At 57.2% G+C, this 15348-nt stretch carries 12 protein-coding genes; 1 reads left to right on the forward strand and 11 read right to left on the reverse strand.

What is annotated here, in order from left to right; genetic code table 11:
- Positions 1–30: 30 nt before the first annotated feature.
- The 6 genes from HZS52_RS18720 to cysM form a co-directional block, all read right to left on the reverse strand.
- Positions 31–576 carry a DUF924 family protein gene (locus HZS52_RS18720; RefSeq protein WP_190373379.1) on the reverse strand — a complete coding sequence of 182 codons (546 nt, stop codon included), beginning with the start codon at positions 574–576 and terminating at the stop codon, positions 31–33.
- An 80-nt stretch (positions 577–656) separates the two neighbouring features.
- Positions 657–3305 carry a phosphoenolpyruvate carboxylase gene (ppc, locus tag HZS52_RS18725; protein WP_190373380.1) on the reverse strand — a complete coding sequence of 883 codons (2649 nt, stop codon included), beginning with the start codon at positions 3303–3305 and terminating at the stop codon, positions 657–659.
- Positions 3306–3343: 38 nt separating this feature from the next.
- Positions 3344–4198, reverse strand: a complete 855-nt coding sequence (mazG, locus tag HZS52_RS18730) for a nucleoside triphosphate pyrophosphohydrolase (protein WP_141441236.1) — start codon at positions 4196–4198, stop codon at positions 3344–3346.
- Positions 4198–6474, reverse strand: coding sequence for a GTP diphosphokinase (gene relA, locus HZS52_RS18735; protein WP_027959135.1), 2277 nt, complete (start codon positions 6472–6474; stop codon positions 4198–4200). Before relA ends, mazG begins: the two co-directional genes overlap by 1 nt.
- 73 nt (positions 6475–6547) lie before the next feature.
- Positions 6548–7945, reverse strand: coding sequence for a 23S rRNA (uracil(1939)-C(5))-methyltransferase (locus tag HZS52_RS18740; protein WP_022523835.1), 1398 nt, complete (start codon positions 7943–7945; stop codon positions 6548–6550).
- A gap of 2 nt (positions 7946–7947) precedes the next feature.
- On the reverse strand, positions 7948–8856 hold the full coding sequence (gene cysM, locus HZS52_RS18745) for a cysteine synthase CysM (RefSeq protein WP_009286444.1): 909 nt from the start codon (positions 8854–8856) through the stop codon (positions 7948–7950).
- A gap of 91 nt (positions 8857–8947) precedes the next feature.
- On the opposite strand from cysM, the gene HZS52_RS18750 reads away from it, so the two are divergent.
- Positions 8948–11680: a response regulator gene (locus HZS52_RS18750; protein WP_190373381.1), complete on the forward strand. Its 2733-nt coding sequence runs from the start codon at positions 8948–8950 to the stop codon at positions 11678–11680.
- 83 nt (positions 11681–11763) lie between these two features.
- Here HZS52_RS18750 and acpS read toward each other — a convergent pair whose 3' ends face one another.
- From acpS to rnc, 5 genes are read right to left on the reverse strand one after another with little or no spacing between them, the layout of a single operon-like run.
- Positions 11764–12141, reverse strand: a complete 378-nt coding sequence (gene acpS / locus HZS52_RS18755) for a holo-ACP synthase (RefSeq protein WP_027959133.1) — start codon at positions 12139–12141, stop codon at positions 11764–11766.
- 33 nt (positions 12142–12174) lie between these two features.
- On the reverse strand, positions 12175–12999 hold the full coding sequence (pdxJ, locus tag HZS52_RS18760) for a pyridoxine 5'-phosphate synthase (protein WP_190373382.1): 825 nt from the start codon (positions 12997–12999) through the stop codon (positions 12175–12177).
- A gap of 53 nt (positions 13000–13052) precedes the next feature.
- Positions 13053–13748: a DNA repair protein RecO gene (gene recO / locus HZS52_RS18765; protein ID WP_161463431.1), complete on the reverse strand. Its 696-nt coding sequence runs from the start codon at positions 13746–13748 to the stop codon at positions 13053–13055.
- An 8-nt stretch (positions 13749–13756) separates the two neighbouring features.
- On the reverse strand, positions 13757–14656 hold the full coding sequence (gene era / locus HZS52_RS18770) for a GTPase Era (protein ID WP_009286442.1): 900 nt from the start codon (positions 14654–14656) through the stop codon (positions 13757–13759).
- Entirely contained in the window at positions 14653–15345 is a 693-nt protein-coding gene (gene rnc, locus HZS52_RS18775; protein ID WP_009286441.1) for a ribonuclease III, read from the reverse strand. Before rnc ends, era begins: the two co-directional genes overlap by 4 nt.
- Positions 15346–15348: the final 3 nt, after the last annotated feature.

Consider the following 15348-nt stretch of genomic DNA (forward strand, 5'->3'; position numbering starts at 1 on the left):
CCATGTGGCTATAAGAGGATAAGCAAACAGTTAAAAAGAGGAGCCGGGCTCCTTTAAGAAGTCCAACTCCTCGTCGGTAGAGTCCCGCCCCAGCAGTGCGTTGCGGTGCGGGTAGCGCCCAAAGCGATCAATAATCGCCTTGTGGCGCACTTCAAAGTCGTAGTTATTCTCTAACCCCGGCTGGTCAAACAGCTGCATCGCCAGCTCATGAATGGCCGCGGATTCGCTATGCATATAGGGCATATACAAAAACGCACGCTGCTCGCTGGTTAGTTCTGCGTCTGCCCCAGCGGCTACCGCCTCTTGAGCTAGCGCCAGCGCTAAGGGATCAGTGGCAAAGGCGCGAGCGTCATCGCGGTAGATATTGCGCGAGAACTGATCCAGCACAATGATCTCCGCGAGCCGCCCTTGCGGCGTTTGACGCCATGCGTAACATTCACACCGCGCGGTTTGGGCATGCAGCGCGCCAAACCGCTGCGAGATTGTACGATCCAACTCAGCGTTTTTTTTAAACCACTGAGCAGGCGTCAACTCCTCAAACCAAAAGTCGAGTACCGCTTGAGCATCTGAGGACATTGACGCCTCCCTGTTGTAGTAGAACGTTGTAGTAAAACGTTACGGTTAAAAATCACGGTAAAAAATCGTGTTAAAACAGCCTAGCCGGTGTTGCGCAGACCTGCCGCTATGCCCGCCATAGTGACCATCAACGCCCGGGAAAGATCGGCGCTGATCGCCCCATCGGCGTCGCGATTACGCTGCAGCAACTCCGCCTGCAAACCGTGCAGCGGATCGATGTAGGGGTTGCGAACATCGATCGCCTGGCGAATCAGCGGCGTGTTTTCCAATAGCTTCTCTTGCTGAAGAATATCCAGCACTGCTTCTTCCAACGACGCGAAGCGCTGACGTAACTTTTTACCCAACGCCTTCAGTGAGGGCTCGTCGACCAAGCGATGCTCGTAGTAAGCGGCAATGGCGACATCGGCTTTGGCCAGCAGCATCTCCAGCATGTCCAGATAGGTGCCAAAGAAAGGCCACTCGTTGCGCATCTCCTGTAGCACATCGCGTCCACCGGGCTGCTCTAAGCGCCGCGCAAAGGCTTCGCCGCTGCCCAGCCACGCGGGTAGCATCAGGCGAATCTGTGTCCAGGCGAAAATCCATGGAATGGCGCGCAGGGTTTCGACCCCACCATCCTGACGCCGCTTGGTGGGGCGTGAGCCCAACGGCAGCCTACCCAAGGCGCCTTCCGGTGTGACCGCGCGGAAATAGGGCACGAAGTCTGGGTCTTCACGCACGACGCCCACATAGGCACCATGCGCTACCTTGGCGAGCTGATCCATCTCTTCACGCCAGTGCGGTTCCGGTGCACGCGGTGGCAACAGCGTGGCTTCCAGCACTGCACAGGCATATATCTCCATGGAGCGCAGGGCAATATCAGGCTGACCAAACTTGAAGCGAATCATCTCGCCCTGCTCAGTCACCCGCAGACTGCCGTTTACCGAGCCTGGAGGCTGGGAGAGTATCGCCGCATGGGCCGGGCCGCCACCACGACCAACGGTGCCGCCACGGCCGTGGAACAGGGTTAAATCGACGCCGTGCCGGTTACACACATTCACCAGCGACTCTTGAGCGCGGTACTGCGCCCAGGCAGCAGCCAACTGACCGGCATCTTTTGCCGAATCAGAGTAGCCAATCATGACCTCCTGACGGTCATCGATCAGCGAACGGTAGCCCGGTATCGCCAGCAGCTGATCCACCACATCGCCTGCGTGATCCAGGTCGTTAAGGGTTTCAAACAGCGGTGCAATAGGTAGCGTTACCTGCCCCCCGACCTCTTTCATCAGCAGTGCTACGGTGAGCACGTCCGAGGGTTCAGCGGCCATGGAAATGATGTAAGTTCCCAGCGCTTCGGAGTGCTCCTGGGCGATAACTTTGAAGGTATCCAGCACTTCGCGGGACTCGGCGGAGCACTCCCAGCGGCGCGGAATCAGCGGACGTCGGGAGGCCAGCTCCTCAAGCAGAAATTCCTGACGTTTGGCTTCGTCCCACTCCTGATAGTGGCCTAAGCCAAGGGCGCTGGTCAGCTCTTCAATGACCTGGGCATGGCGACTGGCTTCCTGACGTAGGTCAAGCTTGGTCAGCGTAACGCCAAACACCGCTACCCGGCGCAGCGTATCCAGCAACGCCCCGTTGGCGATGGTGTCGAGGCCCACATCACACAGCGAGCGGTAACAGGCGAGCAGCGGTGAGTAGAGCTGATCGCGGGTTTCAATAATCGGCCCGCCATCATAGTTATTTCCCTCCAGCTCGGCCTTGGCCCAATCGCGGGTTGATTCCATCTTCGCCAGCAGGCGTTTCAACACTTCGCGGTACGGCTCGGCTACATCACCCGCCTCGGCTTTGAGCGCGCTATTGGCCTTCCACATGGAGAGTTCGGTTTTGAGCTGTTCAAGATCGCGCAAATAGAGGTCGGCGGCCATCCAGCGGCCAAGCAGCAACACTTCACGGGTCACTCGGGCGGTCACGTTGGGATTGCCGTCGCGGTCGCCGCCCATCCAGGAGGCGTAGCGTATCGGCGCGGCGTCCAGGGGCAGGCGCTCACCGGCGGTATCCAGCAGCAGGTTATCCAAATCTCTATGGAAATCTGGTACCGCCTGCCACAGGGAGTTTTCAATTACCGCAAAGCCCCACTTGGCTTCATCCACCGGGGTGGGCCGCTCGTGGCGAATCTCGTCGGTGTGCCACGCCTGGCTAATCAGCTCCTCCAGGCGGCCCTGGGCACGGGTGCCACGCTCTGGGTAATCTTCGGAGCTCTCAATGGCGGTTAAGCACTCATCGATGGCATCATATTTTTGAATCAAGGTTCGGCGGATAACTTCGGTGGGGTGCGCGGTGAGTACCAGCTCAACGCGCATATTGGCGAGGGTCTCGACCAGTTTACGCGGTGAGTTGCCCGCCTGCTCGGCACGCGCAAGCAGTTCCCCGAGCACCGGCTGGGAGCCGGGCTTGTAGTCCTCTACCCGGCGAAAGCGCGCCCGATAGTGCTGTTCGGCAATGTTCGCAAGGTTTAAGAACTGGTTAAACGCCCGAGTGACCGGCAGCAGATCCCGCTCGGGCAGCTCACGCAGGTACTCGATCAATTCACGCTGCTGCAGTGAATCGCCCTGGCGCCCGCGCTTGGCGTGGGCGCGAATGGTTTCAATTTTATCGACAAATGCTTGGCCCAAATCGTCGGCAATGGTTCTCCCCAGGCTGTCGCCCAGAATACGCACATTATCGCGCAGAGATTCGTGTAGGTCGTGACTCATTGGCATGGCCTCCTTGCAGGGGTCGCGTCATTATTAGATCAGGAATGGGTAGATTGTTTTTCTTCTGCTTTGGCTGCCTGCCAGTGGGCTTCCATCTCGTCTAGGGAAGCCTCTATTAATGGCCGCTGGGCAGCGCTAAGCTCGCGCTCGACAAAACGAAAGCGGCGCTCGAACTTGGCATTGGTAGCGCGCAGGCACTGCTCTGGATCGGCGTTCAGCGTGCGGGCAAGATTGGTCACTGCAAACAGCAAATCGCCGACTTCTTCCTGGGCGTGCTGTTGGTCACCGGCGGCGAGCGCCTCTTCTACTTCCGCCAGCTCTTCACGAATTTTAGCCACCACGCCGCGCGCATCGGGCCAATCGAAGCCTACTCGCGCGGCGCGCTTGGACAGCTTGGCAGCGCGGCTAAGGGCGGGCAGCGTGCGCGGCACATCGTCTAGCACAGAGGGCTGCTCTACGGCTCTCTCGGCACGCTTCCTTTTCTCACGTTCTTCGGCCTTCAATGACTCCCAGCGGCTGTTGACCTGCTGAGTTTGCACCTCTTCGGCACTCACTCCTGGCGGGCGGCGGGAGGCCAGCGTGCCCTCCGGAAACACGTGCGGATGGCGGCGCAGCATTTTGGCGGTCAACGTATCGACGATATCAGCAAAGTCGAAGCGCTGCTCTTCCGCGCCGAATTGGGCGTAGTAGACCACTTGAAAGAGCAGATCGCCCAGCTCGCCGGGTAGTTCGTCAAAAGCGCGCCGCTCGATGGCATCGGCGACCTCGTAGGCCTCTTCCAGGGTGTGGGGCACAATGCTGTCCCAATCCTGCTGGAGATCCCAGGGGCAGCCCTGCTGCCGGTCGCGCAGCACCTGCATCAGGGTCAGCAGATCATCGATACCATGGCGCATTATGCCCCTCCCTTGCGAATTTGTTGTTCCGGGTCGGCGTTGCGCAAACGGCGCACTTCGGTAACGTTGGGCAACTGCTGGATACGCGAGAACAACCGTCCCAGGGATTCAAGGCCATCGACTTCCAGGGTAATGCGCAGCCGGGCAATGCCTTCATCGGTGTCCGTTAGCGTGTTCACGGCAAGCACGTTGACTTTTTCATTACCGAGCAGGCCCGTGACATCGCGCAGCAGCCCGGAGCGATCCCAGGCCTGAATCTCGATGGTCACCGGGTAGCGGGTCTGGGCGCGTTCGCCCCACTCCACTTCGATAATGCGCTGGGGTTCGTCCAGCCGCAATTGCAGAATATTACTGCAGTCCTGGCGGTGAACGGTGACGCCACGCCCCTGGGTAATAAAGCCGATAATCGGTTCGCCAGGCACCGGACGGCAGCAGTTGGCCATACTGGTTTTAAGGTTGCCGACGCCGAGCACCGTGATATCGCTTTTGGTGGCTTTGCTGGATTGGCGCTTAGGTTTGGCGAGCAGGCGATCGAGCTGCTCTTGGTCGTCGGTTTCACCAAACAGTTGCTGAGCCTGGTGCAGCACCTGACCGATACGCAGGTCACCAGCGCCGATGGCCGCGTACATGTCCTCGGCGTTTTGGTAGTTGACCGCCTTGGCCAGCTTGGGCAGATCGAGACCTTCGACATCCAGGCGGCGCATTTCACGGTCAAACAGCACGCGCCCCTCGTCCAGGTTTTGATCCCGTGCCTGATGTTTGAACCACGCCTGGATTTTGGCCCGCGCCCGGGAAGTGCGTACATAGCCCAAACTGGGGTTTAGCCAGTCGCGGCTTGGGCCGCCTTTAGTGGCGGTAAGAATTTCTATCTGCTGGCCGGTTTTTAACTTGTAGGTGAGCGGCACAATGCGCCCATTAATCTTGGCGCCTCGGCAGCGGTGGCCAATCTCGGTATGCACCCGGTAGGCGAAATCGATCGGTGTGGCAATTCGCGGCAGGTCAATCACGTGACCGTCAGGAGTGAAGACGTAAATGCGGTCAGGGGCCACATCACTGGAGAGCCCTTCGCGCAAATCGCCAAAGCCGCCCACTTCGTCCTGCCACTCCAGAACCTGACGCAGCCAGGCAATTTTCTCTTCGTAGCTACGGCTTTTGGCGTTGGTATCGTGGCCTTTGTAACGCCAGTGGGCACAAACGCCCAGCTCCGCTTCGTCGTGCATGGCGAAGGTGCGAATCTGGATTTCGAGCACCTTGTTTTCCGGCCCCATAACAGCGGTATGCAGCGATTGATAGCCGTTCTTTTTGGGGTTGGCGATATAGTCGTCAAACTCGTTGGGCACGTGGTGCCAGCGCGAGTGAATAATCCCCAGCACGGTGTAGCAGTCCGCCACTTCCGGCACCAGAATACGCACTGCGCGCACGTCATGAACTTGTGAAAAATCGATCCGTTTGCGCTTCATTTTGCGCCAGATCGAATAGATATGCTTGGCTCGCCCATCCACGTCGTAGCGGTGGATGTGCTGAGCTTCCATCAAGCCTTTGATGGTTTCGACCACATCGTGAATATAGCGGTCGCGGTCAAGGCGTTTCTCCGCCAACAGCTTGGCAATCGCCTTGTACTCATCTTCGTGCAGGTAGCGAAACGATAGATCTTCCAGTTCCCACTTAAGCTGACCGATGCCCAGGCGGTGGGCCAGCGGCGCATAAATATCGGCGACTTCACGAGCCACCAGTAAACTTTTTTCCCGGGGAGCGTCTTTTACCTGGCGTAGTGCGCAGGTGCGTTCGGCAATCTTAATGAGTGCCACGCGCACATCACCGACCATATTGACCAGCATCTTACGCAGGTTTTCCTGCTGATTGTGTTGGCCCATGCCATGGTCAGGCGCCAACGGGTAGCTAATAGCGGCCATTTGCAGCACGCCATCAATCAGACTGGCCACTTCTTCGCCAAAGCGTTTTGTCACGGACTCAAGGCTCAGCAGCCCTTCCCGCACTGCACGGTAGAGAACGGCGGCCTCAAGCGTGGCTTGGTCTAGCTTTAACTCACCAAGGATATCGGCCATTTCCAGGCCCATGCGAAAACTAGAGCCTGGCGATAGCCATACGCGATGGGTGCGCGGGGCTTCAAGCTCCAGTTGTTCGGCGAGTTCACAGGCGCCGACTAGACGCTCAGGCTCAGGTAGGCGCACATCCTCCTGCAGGCGCGTTAACCACTGCTGTATATCCACCTTTCCGCCCGCGGTTAGCGGCTGGTCTTCACGCACTTTCACCATGACAATTACTCATCCTTTCAGGGAGACGGTCTCTGCACGACTGCCACCGTGGCTTGATGCGATGGGGAAACGTCTAGTCCCCGTATTCGAACAGCATCAGCGTTTCCATATGCGCAGTGTGAAGGAACATATCCGCCACTGCTACTTGCTTGACCCGGTAACCCGCATGCACAAGATGTGCCGCATCCCGAGCAAGCGTCGCCGGATCACAGGAAATATAGACCACCCTGGGCACCGGGTGATGCGCCAGCGCCTGACAAATAACTTCGGCGCCGCTTCGCGGCGGATCGAGCACAAGCGCATCGCTACCGCCATGAACGGTCAACAGCTCCTTAACGCTGGCAGCGCTGTTTAAATCAGCCTGCTGACCGCTGACCATCAGTTGGTTGCGCTTAGCGTTAATCGCAATGCGCGCCACCATGGCAGGGTTACCTTCCACTGCATAAACCTCAGCACCCGCTGCCGCTATGGGTAGGCTGAAATTACCGATACCAGCAAACAAGTCGAGTAATTTTTGCCCCGGCTTAGGCGCTAACCACTGGATGACCTGGGCGACCATTTGCTGGTTAACCGGGGCGTTGACCTGTAAAAAATCTCCCGGTGCAAAACTTAGGCTAAGCGGTGGTTGGCCGGTAACGGTTAGCGACTCTTCAAGCGCCGGCGCTGCGCCATGCCAGTGCAGTGTGGGTGTTTCTCGCCCCAACCAAGTGCCCAGCGCCACTCCCTGCTGCTGCGCAAAGGCTTGCCAGCGTTCGGCGTCCCCGGTGTGCTCTTTTAACTGACGAACCAACACGACCTGCGCGGTCGCCGTTGCCAATAATTCGATGTGCCCTACCTGGCGCGGCGCCTCTAACGTACCCAGCAGCTCACGCAGAGGTGTTAATAGGCGCTGTAAGGGATCGACCAACACCGGGCAGCGTTCAATATCCACCAGGCGATGGCTATGGGCGGCACGAAAGCCCAGGCGCGTAGTGCCTTGGCTGTCGACTTTGACCCCCAGCCGTGCGCGGCGCCGATAGCCCTGATCGCTGCCTTGAATCGAGCCGATCTCGCTTAGCGTTATACCCTGGCGAGAAAACAGATCGCGCACTACTTCTCGTTTATGGTCGCGCTGGGCATCGACACTTAGGTGCTGCAGATCACAACCGCCACAGTGCCCAAAATGCGGACAAGGCGGCTTGACGCGCAGCTCGGAGGTGGTCAGCAGCGATTTGATATGCGCTTCATCAAAGCGTTTGCGAGTGAGATGAATGGCCACTTCGACCTGCTCACCGGGCAACGCCTTATCAACAAAGACCGTTTTACCGTTGGCTGAGTGGGCAACGCCACGGCCATCGTGCGCTAAGCGCTCAATCACCATAGGAGATGTGTCACCCGTAGCCGCATGACGCGTTTTGCCACCAGGCGTGCCCGCTAGCCCAGAGTGGCCTGACGCGGGCCTGGGCGGCCGCCGTTTTCCCAACATGGCCATGGTTATACTCCTGGGGCAAATAGGCCAGTGGAGAGATAACGATCACCACGGTCGCAGACGATAAACACAATCACCGCATTTTCGGTTTGCTCCGCGATACGTAGCGCGCCCGCGAGACTGCCACCCGATGAGACCCCGGCCAGAATGCCCTCTTCACGGGCCAGACGGCGCATATGCTCTTCGGCCTCTTGTTGGCCAATATCAAGGGTGACATCCACCCGCGGCGCTTCAAAAATAGCCGGCAGGTACGCTTGTGGCCAGCGACGAATGCCGGGAATACTGGCGCCATCGGCGGGCTGCAAACCGACAATCTGAATAGCCGGGTTTTGCTCTTTCAAATAGCGCGACACCCCCATAATGGTGCCCGTGGTGCCCATCGAGCTGACGAAATGCGTCACCTCGCCCCCGGTTTGCTCCCATACTTCGGGACCGGTGGTACGATAGTGGGCCAGCGGGTTATCAGTGTTGGCGAACTGGTTTAGCGGCTTGCCTTCGCCCCTGGCGATCATGCCATCCGCAATATCCCGAGCCTCTTCCATACCGCCCGCTTTGCTGGCGGAAATTAATTTAGCGCCATAGGCCGCCATTGCCTGCTTACGCTCTTCCGAGGCGTTTTCCGGCATAACCAGCACCATCTGGTAGCCCTTAATCGCGGCCGCCATGGCTAGCGCAATACCGGTATTACCTGAGGTCGCCTCAATCAGCGTATCACCGGGGGCTATATCACCTCGGGCTTCTGCTTCATTGATCATTGAGAGCGCGGGGCGGTCTTTAACCGACCCAGCGGGATTATTGCCTTCAAGCTTGGCCAACAGGGTATTGTTACGCCCCGCGCTAATGCGCTTAAGGCGTACCAGGGGCGTGTTGCCAACCACATCTTCTATTGTGGGATAGCCCTTAAGATCGTTCATGAATGTTCCTTATCGTCACCGTTATGCTGCATTATATCGGTGCTGCCTTAGGCTGGACAGGCAACCTCATTGAATCAGCGAGCTTCTTTTCATGTCTTTGAATACCCGACTGCTGTTTGCGTTACTCGGTTTCCCGCTCCTGGTGTACGCCATGATGGCCGTACTGCTGGTTATACAGAGTGATACGCAAGCTCGCGAGGCACACCAAACGCGGTTAGAAAGCGTCGGCGAGCTGCTCGCCCCGAACCTTGCTGCTGCGGTCGCAACGGGTGATGAGCAACGTCTGGAAGCCCTGTCGCGTCAACTCCTTGCTATGAAAGGACTGCGAGCGGTTGCGCTATTTGATGCCCAGGGCGACCGTCTATTATTACTCGGGCAATCCAACCTACCACCGCTAAACGCCCCAGATGATCAGCAATTGATTAAGCAGCAGGATGCATGGCGACTGCGCTTGCCACTGAACCCTCCTCAAACAAGTGTCAGCCAAGCTGGGGACAGCCGCGTTGGCTGGCTAGATATCGAAATGGATACCCGTACGCTAACCCTTGGTCGCTATAAGTTGATTGCCAGCCTTAGCTTGGGTGGCATGCTGCTTGGCCTGCTGCTGTTTTTAGTCGCTTTTGCGATCAGTCGCTATACCACCCGCCCGCTGGAAGAAGCCAACCAAGCCCTTTATCGGCTATCCCGCGGCGACTATCGGCTACATCTGGCGCCCTCTAATGCCACAGAACTCCATCACCTGAGTAGCTATATTAACGCCCTGGCCGAGCACTTTCAGCAAGCCCAGCGGGATATGCAAACGCAAATCGAGCAGGCCACCAGCGAGCTGCAAGAGTCCATGGAAACCATTGAAGAGCAGAATATCAAGCTCGATTTGGCCCACCGCAGCGCGCTGCGGGCTAATGCCGTGAAGTCTGAATTTCTGGCCAATATGAGCCATGAGATCCGCACACCGCTAAACGGGATTATCGGTTTTTGCCGGTTACTGGGACGCTCATCACTGGATACGCGCCAGCGGGAGTGGCTGCAGCACGTACACCGCGCTTGCGACAACCTGCTTATGCTGGTTAACGACGTGCTCGACTTCTCCAAACTTGAAGCGAATCGCCTCACCCTGGAAGAGACAGATATCGACATTGTCGCACTGGTCGACGAAGTGGTCGGGCTACACGCCCCTGAAGCCCAGCGCAAGCAACTGCACTTGGTGGCCATGGTATATGACGATGTGCCTACCCCGCTAACCGGTGATCCGCTGCGTATTCATCAGGTATTGAATAACTTGATAGGCAATGCGCTTAAATTCACCCAGCACGGCGAGGTGATCGTGCGTGTCATGTTGGATAATTTAGAAGGCCAGCATGTGGTGCTTAATCTGAGCGTCAGTGACACGGGCATTGGCCTCAGCGACGCCCACCAGGAGGCCCTCTTCAGCGCCTTTTCCCAAGCAGAACCAAGCCACTCACGGCAATTTGGTGGCAGCGGCCTTGGGCTTACTATCTGCCGCCAGTTGATTGAACGCATGGGCGGCGAGATTGGCGTGGAAAGCTCGCTGGGCAAAGGAACCACTTTCTTCTTTACGCTGCCTATGCTGGCTCATAAAGCGGCCGAGCGACCTCCAGAAATTAGCTTGGCCAATCCGACCATTCGCTTATATGAAACTCATGCTCCAACCCGCCATGTACTGGAGCACTTGCTAGAGCGCTGGGAAGCACAACCCATCGCCTTTGATGTCTCGGAGCCAGCGAAATTGCTGATATTGGGACTTGAACACAGCGACTTTAGCCCCGAATGGCACGCTCACTGGCAAGCGGTGATTGATCAAACACCCTGCCCCACATTGATTTTAGCCAATGGCAATAGTTTTGACCTGCCGCCACTGCACTTAACCCATGGCGGCGAGACACTCTACAAACCTTTTTCCCGCGCGCAGTTGGTAACGACGCTCAAGCAGCTACTGCTATCTACGCACGTGCCGAATAAGAGCGAACAGGAGCTCCCCGCGTTACCAGCGGCGTCTCAGCCACTCAAACTGCTGATTGTCGATGACAATGCACCCAATCGTGAGCTGCTCAAAAACCTACTTGAAGACCCTGCCCTCCATGTCTCTACGGTAGAAAGCGGCCACCAAGCGCTAGAATTCGCCCGTGCCAGTAACGTCGACATGGTGTTAATGGATATTCGTATGCCGGGGATGGATGGCGTACAAACCACCCAAGCATTGCGCCGGTTGAGTAGTACCTGGGCCCGCTGCCCCATTATTGCCGTTACCGCCCACGTGCTCAGCAATGAACGCCAGCAGTGGCTCGCGGAAGGTCTGGATGACGTGCTGGTAAAACCCATTGACGAAACACAGCTAGCACAGTTGCTCAACCGCTTTTTGGGGGTGACTCATCGGCTGACCGCCAGCATTGCAGAGCCGCCCTATCCACAGCACGACATTAACGCCACCCAGAGGACACGGGTTAGCCATGCGGCACCGGCCACGCTACCCATCATTGATCTGGAGATTGGCGCACGTTTAGCGGGGGGTAAGGAGCATCTGGCACGAGAGCAGCTAAAACGTCTGATCGACAGCTTGGATGAGAGTGAACAGCATATGCGCGCCGCTTTTGGTCAACAGCATTTGCCCACGCTGCTCGATTGGGTACATGGTCTCAATGGCGCTAGCCGCTACTGCGGTGCGCCCGAGTTGGCCTTACTGGTAGAGACCCTGGAAACTCGCCTACGCACCAGCGGTTTAGACCATGTTGAGGGGCTATTGGAAGACCTTTACCGGGCAATGGCCCGGCTGCGAGCACTGCGCCCGCAGCTGGTTAGGCATTGATTGAACAGGCTTCAAGACGCTGCCCATTAGATACTTGGAATAAATGACATGACCCCAGCATTGGCTGATCTGGCGGCGAGCTGTTAACGCTCTAACACCACAAAAGCTACCGCATACTCGGCTTCATCGCTCAGGGTAACGTGGCTAGCGGTGACACCCGCCGCTTGCAATAGCCGCTCGGCTTCGCCATTAAGCAGGAAATAGGGCTTACCCAAGGCATCGTTCAACACCTGAATGTCCCCCCACTGCAGTCCTTGGCGCAGGCCTAAACCCAGCGCTTTTACAAATGCCTCTTTGGCAGCAAAACGCTTAGCCAGAAACGCCGCAGGTTGGGCTTTGTGTAGCCAAAGCGCCTGCTCATCGGGGCCTAAAATCCGCTCAGCAAAGCGTGGCCCGTGCCGTTTCATGGCCCGTGTAAAACGCTCCACACGGGCAATATCCGAGCCAATTCCCACAATCATCGCCTTAAAAACCTCTGAATAGACAACCTCTGATCAGTGCCCACAGCAGCCATTATGAACATGCTCAGAGTGGTTTTCATGCTCATGATCGTGAGCATCGAGAGCCGCCATTAAGCCCGCCTCTTGGCCAGCGATGATCAAGCGTTTCATCTCCTGAACGGCCTCTTTGAGGCCCACAAACAGCGCACGGGCAATAATGGCATGGCCGATATTGAGCTCGTTAACGCCCGGCAGAGCCGCAATCGCTTCAACGTTATGGTAATGCAAGCCGTGACCGGCATTGACCACTAAACCCAGCGAGATAGCGTGAGTCGCTGCAGTCGTTAAGTGATGATACTCTGCATTCGCTGCATCGCTGCCGGGACGCGCTTCTGCATAAGCGCCCGTGTGCAGTTCAATCGTCGGTGCACCGGCGCGCTGAGCAGCCTCAATCTGCTCCACGTCAGGGTCGATAAACAGGGATACATCGCAACCCGCCGCACTTAGCCGTTGGCAAGCGCTGGCAATGGCATCAAAGCCGCCGACAACGTCAAGACCGCCTTCGGTGGTCAGCTCTTCGCGCTTCTCAGGCACTAAACAGACATGGGCGGGGCGCACTTCTTCGGCCAGCGCCAGCATCTCTTCAGTAACAGCCATTTCCAGGTTCATGCGCGTATTAAGCATTTCGGCCAGAATGCGTACATCGCGGGGCTGAATATGACGCCGGTCTTCACGCAAATGCACCGTAATGCCATCGGCACCCGCCTCTTCCGCAACTAATGCCGCCTGCACGGGGTCAGGATAGCGAGTACCTCGGGCTTGGCGAAGTGTCGCAATGTGATCAATATTGACGCCTAACAGTATCCGTGGGGGGTGCATAGTTCCTCCAGCGCAACAATAAGGTAAGAGTATGTGAACAGGAAATTCAAAAATCAGGGACGATGACGACGCCGAGCTAAATCGAGCATCAGTTCTCGCGAACGCAAAACGGTGGTGCCAAGATGGGGTGCCAGCGCCGCTCGCATTACTACCTTTAATGCATTGGCAAGGCCTTCATGTTGCCAATCACCCTGCTCAATGTAACGTAACGTTCTGCCGTCGAGGCCACGCTCAGCAGGTATGAATGCCCGGCTGGCGGTGTCAAAACGGTAGCGGAGCTGAGGATCCAAAACGCTACCTTCTGGTGTCGCAAACTGCGGCGTGGCCTCGAGCGCCTCTAACAGCGCCCACTCATAGCGGCGGAGTGCTAATGCGCGCTCCGCTGGCGCTGGCAGTGCTTCTAGTAGCGCGGTATAAAACGCGAAAACGTCAGGCGCCGGCAGTTCTAACGGCAGCAGCCGGGTGGCGATCTCATTGGCGTAAAGCCCGCACAGCAACCCCTCCCCGGCCAACAGCGCCGTCTGGCCGCGAGACTCCATCAACGTTAGCCGCTTTAAATCGCGGCTGCCCTGCCAGGTCACGAACAGTGGCGTAAACGGCTGCAGGCGTTGGCGCGATTTAGAACCGGGCCTTTGCCCACCATGGGCCACAGCACGCACTCTGCCGTGATCAAGCGTTAATAGATCCACCAGCGCACTGGTTTCACGATAAGGCCGACGGTGGAGCAAAAAAGCCGGCTCTGGCGACATCGCTACCTTCAATCGAGGTCGTAACCCAAGCTTTTCAAGGCGCGCTCGTCATCCGACCAGCCGCGTTTTACTTTCACCCATAAATTGAGCATCACTTTGGTACCCAGGGCGCGCTCCATATCCAGGCGCGCTTCACGACCAATGCTCTTGAGACGATCGCCGTTTTCACCAATTAAAATGACTTTTTGGCCTTGGCGCTCAACGAGAATAAGCGCGCTGATATGCGTTACACGCTCTGTCTCGCGGAACTCTTCAATTTCAACGGTCATCTGGTAAGGCAGCTCATCGCCCAGCTGGCGCATCACTTTTTCACGCACCAGCTCAGCGGCCATAAAGCGCAGGCTTTTATCGGTAATCTGGTCTTCAGGGAAGAAGTGGACACTTTCAGGCAGGTGTTTGGCCACTTCCTCTTCCAGAGTATCGACCTGAGTGCCATGCTTGGCTGAAATCGGCACGATAGCGGCGAAGTCGCGGCGAGCACCGACATCCGCCAGCCAAGGCAGCAAATCGCCCTTTTCGCCCAGACGATCGACTTTATTAACCGCCAAAATCACCGGCGCTTTTACGTGCTCCAGGCGCTTCAACACCGCCTGGTCTTCTTCCGTCCAGCGGGTGCGGTCGATAATAAATACTACGCAGTCCACATCACGCAGGGCCTGGGTAGCCGCCTGGTTCATAAAGCGGTTGATCGCTTTATTACGATCCTTGGACATGATGTGCATGCCCGGCGTATCAACATAGATGAACTGCGTCTCATCAACCGTTTTAATACCCATGACCTGGTGGCGCGTGGTTTGTGGTCGCCGTGAGGTAATCGATATTTTCTGCCCCAGAATACGGTTCATGAGGGTCGATTTGCCCACGTTGGGTCGGCCGACGATGGCAACGAATCCGCAGGTTTGGCTCATGATTTATCTCCAGGGCTTTTTTCGAGGTACGACAGCGCTTCTTCTGCCGCCTGCTGTTCAGCATGACGGCGGCTTGGGCCTTTACCAGTGGTATGCTCAGCCAACAGGTCAATGTAGCACTCCACGGTAAAGGTCTGGGCATGCGCCTCGCCCTTTACGCAGACAACTTCATAGCGCGGCAACGCGGCTTGGCGCGACTGCAAAAACTCCTGCAACCGTGTTTTGGGATCTTTTTGGGTATCTTGTAAAGAGATATTACCCAGCCTTTCCGCGTACCAGTCCAACACCCGGTTGCGCACCACATCCATCCCAGCATCCAGATAGATAGCGCCAATAATGGCTTCGACCGCATCCGCCAAGATCGATTCACGACGATGCCCGCCACTTTTCATCTCGCCGGAACCTAGCCGCAAGCATTCACCGAACTCCATTTCACGGGCCAGTTCCGCCAGGGTTTGTCCTTTCACCAGTCGCGCGCGCAGGCGCGAAAGCTGTCCTTCACGGGCCTGAGGAAAGCGCTGAAACAGCGCCTCGGCGATGACAAAGTTGACGATGGAGTCACCTAGAAACTCCAGGCGCTCATTGTTACGACCACCGAAGCTGCGGTGGGTCAAGGCCAATTCCAGTAGCGTATCGTCGCCAAAGGTATGACCGATTCGTCGGCAAAAAGCGTTCAAGGAATTACTCACAGC

The organism is Vreelandella titanicae (assembly GCF_014697095.1).
GTDB classification, from domain to species: Bacteria; Pseudomonadota; Gammaproteobacteria; order Pseudomonadales; family Halomonadaceae; genus Vreelandella; species Vreelandella titanicae.